2 protein-coding genes are annotated in these 11,120 nt (G+C 74.4%); both read right to left on the bottom strand.

The annotated features are described in order from the left end of the window. Positions 1–12: 12 nt before the first annotated feature. Positions 13–9,624 carry a type I polyketide synthase gene (locus tag GWI24_RS03110; RefSeq protein WP_210944349.1) on the bottom strand — a complete coding sequence of 3,204 codons (9,612 nt, stop codon included), beginning with the start codon at positions 9,622–9,624 and terminating at the stop codon, positions 13–15. Between the two features lie 65 nt (positions 9,625–9,689). Next, positions 9,690–11,120 (bottom strand): beta-ketoacyl reductase (locus GWI24_RS03105; RefSeq protein WP_247615802.1); only part of this gene is annotated, 1,431 nt, incomplete at its 5' end.

The raw sequence follows: 11,120 nt of genomic DNA, 5'->3' as shown, positions 1-11,120 counted from the left end.
ACCCATCGATCCTTAGATTCCGAGTTCCTTGTCGATGAAGGCGAAGACCTCGTCGGGCGTCGCCTCCTGCAACTTCTCCGTCACGGTGCCGCCGTCGCCGTCGGCCGCCTCGGCATCGGCCGTACGGGGCTCCGCCCACTTCGCCGCGAGGTCCCGCAGCCGGGCCGCGATGTCCTCCCGTGCCTCGCTGTCGGGGTCCAGGACGGACAGCGCGGACTCCAGCGCGTCGAGCTCCGCGAGGCCGGGCGCCGCGGCCGTACCGCCGTCGCCCACGATCCGGCCGCACAGGAACTCGGCGAGCGCCGCCGGGGTCGGGTAGTCGAAGACCAGCGTGGCGGGCAGCTTCTGCCCGGTGGCGGCGGTCAGCCGGTTGCGCAGCTCCAGCGCGATGAGCGAGTCGAAGCCCAGCTCCTTGAACGCCCGCCCGGCGCCGACCTCGTCCGTCGAGGGGTGGCCGAGCGCGGCGGCCGCGTTGGTGCGCACGACCTCCAGGACGACCAGGGACTGCTCGGCCCGGGAGATCCCGGCCAGCCGCTTGCGCAGCGCGTCCGCCGGGGACCCGTCGGAGGCCGCGCCGGGCTCACCGGCCGGGCCGCCGGTCTCCCGCAGCCGCTTGACCTCGGGCAGCTCGCCGATCAGCGGGCTGGGGCGGACCGCCGTGTAGCCGCCAGTGAAGCGGTCCCACTGGATGTCGGCGACGGCCACGACCGTGTCCGCGTGGTCCAGGGCCCGCTGGAGCGCCGTGATCGCGGCGTGCGGGGCCATCGCCGGGACGCCGCCCCGGTCCAGCCGCTCGCCGATGGCGCCGTCGGCGGCCAGACCCGTCTCGCCCCAGCGGCCCCAGGCCACCGAGGTGGCGGGCAGGCCCTGGGCGCGGCGCCGCTCGGCCAGCGCGTCGAGATAGGCGTTGGCCGCCGCGTAGTTGCCCTGTCCGGCGTCGCCGAGGGTGCCCGCGATACCGGAGAACAGCACGAACGCGGACAGGTCCAGATCGCGGGTCAGCTCGTCCAGATGGCGCGCCGCGTCGGCCTTGGGGCCGAGGACGGTGGCGAACCGCTCCGGGGTGAGCGCGTCCAGGACGCCGTCGTCCAGGACACCCGCGGCGTGCATGACCGCCGTGAGCGGCCGGTCGGCCGGGATGGCGGCGAGCAGCGTCTCGACGGCCTTGCGGTCGGCCACGTCGCACGCGGCGACGGTGACCTCGGCGCCCAGCCCGGTCAGCTCGTCCCGCAGTTCGGCCGCGCCCGGCGCCTCCAGGCCACGGCGGCTGGTGAGCACCAGGTGCTCGGCCCCGTTGCCCGCCAGCCAGCGCGCCACATGGGCGCCCAGCGCGCCCGTACCGCCGGTGACCAGCGTCGTACCGGACGGCTTCCACGCCCGTACGGCGGGCGCGCCGGCCAGCGGGGCGTGGGCGAGCCTGCGGGCGAACACCCCGGCCGCGCGCACCGCGAGCTGGTCCTCGCCGTCCGTCCCGGCGAGCGCCCCGGCGAGCCGGGCCAGCGCCCGCTCGTCGGGCGCCCCGGGCAGATCCACCAGACCGCCCCAGCGCTCCGGGTACTCCAGTGCGGCGGTCCGGCCGAGGCCCCAGACGAGCGCCTGCTCGGGGGATTCGACCTGATCCGTCCGGCCGACGGCGACCGCGCCCCGGGTGGCGCACCACAGCGGCGCGTCCACCCCGGCGTCGCCGAGGGCCTGGATCAGCACGGCGGTACCTAGCAGCCCGGCGCTGACACCGTCGGTGCCGGGCGCGGTGCCCGCGTCGAAGGCGAGCAGCGACAGCACACCCGAGACGGCTCCGGCGTCGGCCAGTTCCTCGCGCACCAGGCGGGTCAGCGACGCGCGGTCCGACTCCACGGCGGTCGGGGTGATCTGCCGCACCTCGGCGCCGCGTTCGGTGAGCATCCGGACCGCGCCGAGCGTCCAGTCGTCGATGGCGGCGGACTCGGGCACGGCCAGCAGCCAGGTCCCGGACACCCGCGGGGCCTGAGCCTCGGTCAGGGAGGCCCAGGTCACGCGGTAGCGCCAGCCGTCCACGGTGGACTGCTCGCGGGCCTGCTTGCGCCAGGACGCCAGGGCGGGCAGGACGGCGCCGAGCGAGGACCGCTCGCCGTCGTCCCCGAACGCGAGGGTGTCGGCCAGCGACTCCAGGTCCTCGCGCTCGACGGCCTCCCAGAAGCGCGCGTCCACGGCGTCGGACGGCGCGCCCGACTCGTCGGCCGGGGTGTCGGCCGCCTGCGGCCAGTAGCTCTGGTGCTGGAAGGCGTACGTGGGCAGCTCGACGCGCTGCGCGCCCGTCCCCTCGTACACCGCCTCCCAGTCCACGGCCACGCCACGCGTCCACGCCTCGCCCAGCGAGGTGTAGAAGCGGTCCAGGCCGCCCTCGTCACGGCGCAGCGACCCGATCGCGGCGGCCTCACGGCCCGCGTCCTCGGCGGTCTCCTGCACACCCATCGTCAGCACGGGGTGGGCGCTGGACTCGATGAACGCTCCGAAGCCCTCGTCCAGCAGGCGGCGGATCGCGCTCTCCAGCTCGACGGTCCGGCGGAGGTTGGTGAACCAGTACTCGGCGTCCAGCTCGGAACCGTCGATCCACTCCCCCGTCACGGTGGACAGGAACGGCACCTCGGCCGCCCTGGGCTCCACGGGCGCGAGCAGCTCCAGCAGTTCCTCGCGGAGCAGCTCGACCTGCGCGGAGTGCGAGGCGTAGTCCACCGGCACCCGGCGCGCCCGCACCTCGTCCGCCTCGCACACGGCGACCAGCTCATCGAGGGCCTCGGGCTCACCGGAGACGACCACCGACGACGGGCCGTTGACGGCCGCCACCGAGATCCGCTCCTCGCCCCACGGCGCGATCCGCTCCCGTACGTCCGCCACCGGCAGCGCCACCGACACCATGCCGCCCCTGCCCGCCAGCACCCGGCCGATGGCCTGGCTGCGCAGCGCCACCACACGGGCCGCGTCCTTGAGCGTCAGCGCTCCGGCCACACACGCCGCCGCGATCTCACCCTGCGAGTGGCCGACCACGGCGGACGGCCGCACACCCTGCGAACGCCACAGCTCCGCGAGCGAAACCATCACGGAGAACAACACCGGCTGAACAACGTCCACCCGCTCCAGTGACGGTGCGCCCTCCGCCTCGCGCAGCACATCCACCAACGACCAGTCGGTGAACTCTGCGAGCGCGGCGGCACACTCATCAATACGGGCAGCGAACACCGGTGAAGCATCCAACAGCTCCACGGCCATGCCTACCCATTGTGACCCCTGTCCTGGGAACACGAATGCGGCCTTGCCCCCGATTGAGGCCCCCTGCACCAGGTTCGGCAGGACCTGCCCCCTAGCGAGGGCGTCCAAACCCCGGACGAAATCGTCCCGGTCCGTGCCCACCAGCACCGCGCGCCGGTCGAAGGCGGCGCGGGTGGTGGCCAGCGAGTGGCCGATGTCCAGCGGGCGCGGGGCCGGGTCGGCGTCGAGGTGGGCCAGCAGCTTGGCGGCCTGGGCGCGCAGCGCCGCCTCGCTCTTGCCGGACACCGTCCACGGCAGCGCGCCCAGCCGCCGGGTCACCGGCTCGGGCTCACCCGGCTCCTCTGCGGGGGCCTGCTCGATGATGGCGTGTGCGTTGGTACCACTGAAGCCGAACGAGGACACCGCGGCCCGGCGCGGACGGCCGGTCTCCGGCCACTCCCGCGCCCCGGTCAGCAGCTCGATGTCGCCCGCCGACCAGTCCACATGCGGAGTGGGCTCGACGATGTGCAGCGACTCCGGCAGCACGCCGTGACGCAGCGCGAGCACGAGCTTCATCACACCCGCGACACCGGCGGCCGCCTGGGCGTGGCCGATGTTGGACTTGATGGAGCCGAGCAGCAGGGGCTGCCCGTCGGGCCGCTCCTGACCGTAGGTGGCGAGCAGCGCCTGCGCCTCGATCGGGTCGCCCAGCGTCGTACCCGTGCCGTGTGCTTCCACGACGTCCACCTCGGCCGGAGACAGCCGGGCGTTGGCGAGGGCCTGCCGGATGACGCGCTGCTGGGACGGGCCGTTGGGCGCCGTCAGACCGTTGGAGGCGCCGTCCTGGTTGATCGCCGAGCCACGGACGACGGCCAGCACCGGGTGGCCGTTCTTCCGCGCGTCCGACAGCCGCTCGACCAGCAGCATGCCCACGCCCTCGGCCGGGCTGAAGCCGTCCGCGTCCGAGGAGAACGCCTTGCTGCGGCCGTCGGAGGACAGTCCGCGCTGGCGGCTGAACTCGATGAAGGTGCCCGGGGTGGCCATCACGGTCACCCCGCCCGCGAGCGCGACCGAGCACTCGCCCTGGCGCAGCGACTGGACGGCCAGGTGCAGCGCCACCAGCGACGCCGAGCACGCGGTGTCCACGGTGACCGCCGGGCCCTCCAGGCCGAAGGTGTACGAGAGGCGGCCGGAGACGACGCTCGCGGCGCTGCCGGTGGCGAGGTGACCCTCGTAGCCCTCGGTGTTGTCGCGCATGACGATGGAGTAGTCGGAGCCATTGGTGCCGACGAAGACACCGGACGGGCTGCCGTGCAGCGTGGCCGGGTCGATGCCCGCGCGCTCGAAAGCCTCCCAGGACGTCTCCAGCAGCAGCCGCTGCTGCGGGTCCATCGCCATGGCCTCACGCGGCGAGATCCCGAAGAAGGCGGGGTCGAAGTCGGCGGCCCCGGTGAGGAATCCGCCCTCGCGGGTGTAGCTGGTGCCCTGCGCGTCCGGGTCCGGGTCGTACAGCGACTCGATGTCCCAGCCGCGGTCGCCCGGGAACTCCGACAGCGCGTCGCCACCGGATGCGAGCAGCTGCCACAGCTCCTCTGGGGTGCGCACCCCGCCCGGGAAGCGGCAGCTCATGGAGACGATGGCGATCGGCTCGTCGTCGGCGAGCGCCGCCGCGGTCGGCAGCGCGGCCACGGCGGCCTGCTGCCCGCCCGCGATCTCGGTACGCAGATGGCGCGCGAGCACGGTGGGCGTGGGGTAGTCGAAGATCAGGGTCGGCGGCAGCTTCAGCCCGCTGGCGGCACTGAGCCGGTTGCGCAGCTCGACGGCGGTCAGCGAGTCGAAGCCCAGCTCCTTGAACGCCCGGCCCGCCTCGACGTCGTCGGCGCCCGCGTAGCCCAGGACGGCCGCGACGGCGGTGCGCACCAGCTCCAGCACCATCCGCTCCTGCTCGGGCTCCGGCACCCCGGCGAGCTGCCGCACGAGAGCGACCGCGCCCGCGCCGTCCGCCTCGGCGTCCCCGGCCATGTCCTGGATGACGTCCCGCGCCTCGGGCAGGTCGTGCAGCAGCGGACGGGAGCGGCCGGAGGTGAAGGCGAGAACGAAGCGCTTCCACTCCATGTCGACCACGGTGAGCACCGACTCGTCGCGGTCCAGCGCGTGCTGGAGCGCGGTGACGGCCGACCGCGGCGCCATCTCGATGACGCCGTGGCGGCGCATCCGGTCACCGACACCGCCCTCGGCCATCCCGCCCTCGCCCCACGGGCCCCAGGCCAGCGAGGTGGCGGGCAGGCCCTGGGCGCGCCGGTGCTCGGCGAAGGCGTCGAGGAAGGCGTTGCCCGGGGCGTAGTTGCCCTGGCCGGGCGCGCCGAAGGTGGCCGCGAAGGAGGAGAACAGCACGAACGCGCTCAGGTCCAGATCGCGGGTGAGCTCGTGCAGATGGCGGGTGGCGTCCACCTTGACCTTCAGCACCCGGTCCACCTGGTCCGGGGTCAGGCCCTCGATCACCCCGTCGTCCAGCACGGCGGCGGTGTGGACGACGGCGGTCAGCGGGTGTTCGGCGGGGATGTCCGCGAGCAGCGCCTCGACCTGAGCGCGGTCGGCCACATCGCACGCGGCGATGGTGACCTTGGCGCCGAGCTCGGTCAGTTCGGACCGCAGATCCGCCGCGCCCGGGGCGTCCAGGCCACGGCGGCTGGTGAGCACCAGGTGCTCGGCGCCGTTGCCCGCCAGCCAGCGCGCCACATGGGCGCCCAGCGCGCCCGTACCGCCGGTGACCAGCGTCGTACCGGACGGCTTCCAGGCCCGTACGGCGGGCGTGGCGGCCAGCGGGGCGCGCACCAGACGGCGTACGAGCAGCCCGCCGGCGCGGATCGCGACCTGGTCCTCCTCCTCGGCCCCGGCGAGCACGGTCACCAGCCGGGCAAGCGCCCGCTCGTCGGGCGCCCCGGGCAGGTCCACCAGACCGCCCCAGCGCTCGCCGTGCTCCAGCGCGGCCACCCGGCCCAGGCCCCAGACCAGCGCCTGCTCGGGGGAGTCCAGCGGGTCCGCGCGGCCCACGGAGACCGCGCCTTGGGTGGCGGACCACAGCGGCGCGCCGATCTCCGCGTCGCCGAGGGCCTGCACCAGCGCGAGCTGCGCCGCCACTCCGGCCGGGACGGAGGCGTGCCGGGGGTGCGGACGCCCGTCGAGGGCCAGCAGCGACAGCACTCCGGTGAACGGGATGCCGTCGGTCTCCGCGAGCGCGGCGCGAAGCCGCTCTGTGAGCTCGTCGCGACCGTCGACGCCGGTGTCCACGGCGATCCGCCGTACGTCGGCGCCGCGTTCGGCGAGCACACCGGCCACGGCGTCGGTCCAGGTGTCCTCGGTGGCCGGGGTGACGACGAGCCAGGCGCCGGTCAGCCGCGCGGACTGCCCGTCGGCGAGCGGCTTCCACGTCACGCGGTAGCGCCAGCCGTCCACCGTGGACCGCTCACGGGCCTGCTTGCGCCACGACGCCAGGGCGGGGAGCAGCGCGCTGACCCGCTCGTCGCCGTCGATGTCCAGCTCGGCGGCGAGCGTCTGCCAGTCCTCGCGCTCGACGGCCTCCCAGAAGCGGGTCTCGACGGGGTCGGCGGCGATGGCGGCGGCAGCGGCGGGGCCGCCCGCCTCGAGCCAGTAGTGCTGGTGCTGGAAGGCGTACGTGGGCAGCTCGACGCGGGCCGCGCCCGTACCGTCGAACACCCCGGCCCAGTCCACGGTGACGCCACGCGTCCACGCCTCGCCGACGGAGGCCCAGAAGCGGTCCAGGCCGCCCTCGTCACGGCGCAGCGAGCCGATCGCGGCGGCCTCACGGCCCGCGTCCTCGGCCGTCTCCTGCACACCCATCGTCAGCACGGGGTGCGCGCTGGACTCGATGAACGCGCCGAAGCCCTCATCGAGCAGCCGGCGGACGGCGCCCTCCAGCTCGACGGTCCGGCGGAGATTGGTGAACCAGTACTCGGCGTCCAGCTCCGGGCCCTCGACCCACTCCCCCGTCACGGTGGAGAGGAACGGCACCTCGGCCGCCCTGGGCTCCACGGGCGCCAGCAGCTCCAGCAACTCCTCGCGGAGCAACTCCACCTGGGCGGAGTGCGAGGCGTAGTCCACCGGAACCCGGCGCGCCCGCACCCCATCGGCCTCACAGGACGCGAGCAGCTCGTCCAGCGCCTCGGGCTCACCCGAAACCACCGCAGACGACGGGCCGTTGACGGCCGCCACCGAGATCCGCTCCTCGCCCCACGGCGCGATCCGCTCCCGTACGTCCGCCACCGGCAGCGCCACCGACACCATGCCGCCCCTGCCCGCCAGCACCCGGCCGATCGCCTGGCTGCGCAGCGCCACCACACGGGCGGCGTCCTTCAGCGACAGAATCCCCGCCACACACGCGGCGGCGATCTCACCCTGCGAGTGGCCGACCACGGCAGCCGGGACGACGCCCAGCGAACGCCACAGCTCGGCCAGCGACACCATCACCGCGAACAGCACCGGCTGGACCACATCCACCCGGTCCAGCGACGGCGCACCCTCGGCACCCCGCAACACATCCACCAACGACCAGTCGGTGAACTCCGCCAGTGCCGCCGCACACTCCTCGATCCGCGCGGCGAATACGGGCGAGGCGTCCATCAGCCCCACCGCCATACCGGCCCACTGCGACCCCTGCCCCGGGAACACGAACGCCGTGCGGCCGCCGACGACGGAGCCCTGTGCGACGCCCGCCGCCATACCGCCCTCGGCCAGGGCGGTGAGTCCGGCCAGCAGTTCCTCACGGTCGTGGCCGCGCACCACGGCGCGGTGGTCGAGCTGGGCCCGGGTGGTGGTCAGCGAGAGGGCCACGTCCACCGGGCTGAGGGACGGGTCGGCCTCGAGGTGGGCCAGCAGCCGCTCGGCCTGGGCGCGCAGCCCCGCCGCGCTCTTGCCCGACACCGCCCACGCCACGACGTCCAGCCGCTTCGTCGGGGCCGCCGGTTCCTCGGTGGCTTCCTCGGCCTCCTCGGCGGGGGCCTGCTCCAGGATGGTGTGGGCGTTGGTGCCGCTGAAGCCGAAGGAGGACACGGCGGCGCGGCGCGGGTGGTCGGTCTCCGGCCAGGGGGTGGTGTCGGCGAGCAGCGACACCGCGCCCGCCGACCAGTCCACATGCGGGGTCGGCTCGTCGATGTGCAGTGTCTTGGGCAGGACGCCATGGCGGATGGCCATGACCATCTTGATGATTCCGGCGACACCGGCGGCGGCCTGGGTGTGCCCGATGTTGGACTTGATGGAGCCGAGCAGCAGCGGCCGGTCCTCGGTGTGCTCCTGGCCGTAGGTGGCGAGCAGCGCCTGCGCCTCGATCGGGTCGCCCAGCGTCGTACCGGTGCCGTGTGCTTCGACGGCGTCCACATCGGCCGCGGAGAGACGGCCGTTGGTGAGCGCCTGGTGGATGACGCGCTGCTGGGACGGGCCGTTGGGCGCGGTCAGGCCGTTGGAGGCGCCGTCCTGGTTGATCGCCGAGCCCCGCACGATGGCCAGCACCGGGTGGCCGTGTTGGCGCGCGTCCGACAGCCGCTCGACGAGCAGCATGCCCACGCCCTCGCCCCAGCCGGTGCCGTCCGCGGCGGCGGCGAAAGGCTTGCAGCGGCCGTCGGCGGCGAGCCCGCGCTGCCGGCTGAACTCGGTGAACGTCGAGGGCGTGGCCATCACGGTGACACCGCCCGCGAGCGCCAGCGAGCACTCGCCGTTGCGCAGCGCCTGCACCGCCATGTGCAGGGTGACCAGCGACGACGAGCACGCCGTGTCCACAGTGACCGCCGGGCCCTCCAGACCGAAGGTGTACGACACCCGGCCCGAGGCGATGGAGCCGGAGCTGCCGGTGCCCAGGAAGCCCTCGACGCCCTCGGGCACGGAGTCCAGCCGCGAGGTGTAGTCGTGGTACATCACGCCCGCGAACACACCGGTCCGGCTGCCGCGCAGCCCGGTCGGGTCGATCCCGGCCCGCTCGAACGCCTCCCAGGAGCTCTCCAGCAGCAGCCGCTGCTGCGGGTCCATCGCCATGGCCTCACGCGGCGAGATCCCGAAGACCGCCGGGTCGAAGCCGCCCGCGTCGTAGAGGAACCCGCCCTCGTTCACATAGCTGGCGCCCGCCTGGTCGGGGTCGGCGTCATAGAGCGACTCGACGTCCCAGCCGCGGTCGGTCGGGAAGCCGGAGATCGCGTCCTCGCCGTCCAGGACGAGCCGCCACAGCTCCTCGGGGGTGCGCACACCGCCCGGGTAGCGGCAGCTCATCGCGACGATCGCGATGGGCTCCTGGTGCCGCTCCTCGACCTCGCGGAGCTGCCGGCGGGCCTGACGCAGATCGGCGGTGGCCCGCTTGAGGTAGTCCCGGAGCTTGTCCTCGTTATTCACCATTGCGTCGGCTCCTTACGAAGAGGGAGGTGGTGCTCATGAGTTCCATGGGTTCAGAACGCTCCCGTTCAGGAGGAGCCGAGTTCGTCGTCGAGCAGGTCGAAGAGCTCATCGTCGGTCGCGGATTCGAGGTCGTGGTCGTCGGTGTCGCCGTCGCCGGTCGCGTCCTGGGCGTCGTTCCACTTCGCCAGGAGCGCCTGGAGGCGCATGGTGATCCTGGAGCGGGTGACGCTGTCGTCCGCGGCCACCGCCAGGGCGGCTTCCAGCCGGTCGAGTTCGCCGAACACCGACGGACCGCCGCCGTCCCCGTGCGGGAGTTCCGCGCGCAGATGGTCGGCCAGGGCGTCGGGGGTCGGGTAGTCGAAGATCAGCGTGGCGGGCAGCCGGAGGCCGGTGGCCGCGCCGAGCCGGTTGCGGAGTTCGACGGCGGTGAGCGAGTCGAAGCCCAGCTCCTTGAAGGCCGCGCCGGGTTCGATCGCCGCCGCGCCGCCGTAGCCGAGCACGGTGGCCACCTGGCCGCAGACCAGGTTGAGCAGGAAGCGGTCCCGTTCGGCCGCGGACATGCCCGCGAGCCGCTCGGCCAGGCTCGCCGCCTCGTCCGCCCCGCCGCCGCCACCGGCCGCGGCGCGCCGTACGGGGGTACGGATCAGCCCGCGCAGCAGCGGGGCGACCCCGGCCGTGGACTGGGCGCGCAGGGCGGCGATGTCCAGGGCGGCGGGGATCAGCACCGCGTGTCCGGCCAGGCCCGACACATCGAACAGGGCCAGGCCCTCGGCGTTGCTCAGCGCGCCCATGCTGCCGCGGCTCATCCGCTGCCGGTCGGCGGTCGCGAGGGTCGCGGCCATGCCGCCCTCGTCCTCCCACAGGCCCCAGGCCAGGGAGACGGCGGGCAGGCCCTGGGCGCGGCGGTGCTGGGCCAGGGCGTCCAGGAAGGTGTTGGCCGCCGCGTAGTTGCCCTGCCCCGGGTTGCCGAAGACACCGGCGGCGGAGGAGAACAGCACGAACGCGGACAGGTCGAGGCCCCTGGTCAGCTCGTGCAGGTTCCACGCCGCGTCCACCTTCGGGCGCATGACGTGGGCGACGCGCTCGGGAGTGAGGGACTCGATGATCCCGTCGTCGAGCACGCCCGCCGCGTGGATCACGGCGGTGAGCGGGTGGTCGGCGGGGACGGACGCGATGACCTCGGCCAGGGCGGTGCGGTCGGCCGCGTCGCACGCCGCCCAGTGGGCTTCGGCGCCCAGCTCGGTGAGTTCGGCGGCGAGTTCGGCGGCGCCTGCCGCCTCCGCGCCCCGGCGGCTGGTCAGCAGCAGCCTCCGGGCGCCGCGTTCGGTCACCAGATGGCGGGCCAGCACCCCGCCCAGGGTGCCGGACGCGCCGGTGACCAGCACGGTCCCCGCCGGGTCCAGGCCGGGTACGGCCGCCCCGTCGAGGGCCGCCACCCGCGCGAGCCGCGGCGCGTGGACGACCCCGGCGCGCACGGCGAGCTGCGGCTCATCGGT

Origin of the sequence: Streptomyces sp. MK37H, from assembly GCF_018035285.1 — a bacterium.
GTDB lineage: Bacteria > Actinomycetota > Actinomycetes > Streptomycetales > Streptomycetaceae > Streptomyces > Streptomyces endocoffeicus.
The sequence above is the reverse complement of the archived record's forward strand: the minus strand, read 5'-3'. Positions and strand labels throughout refer to the sequence as shown.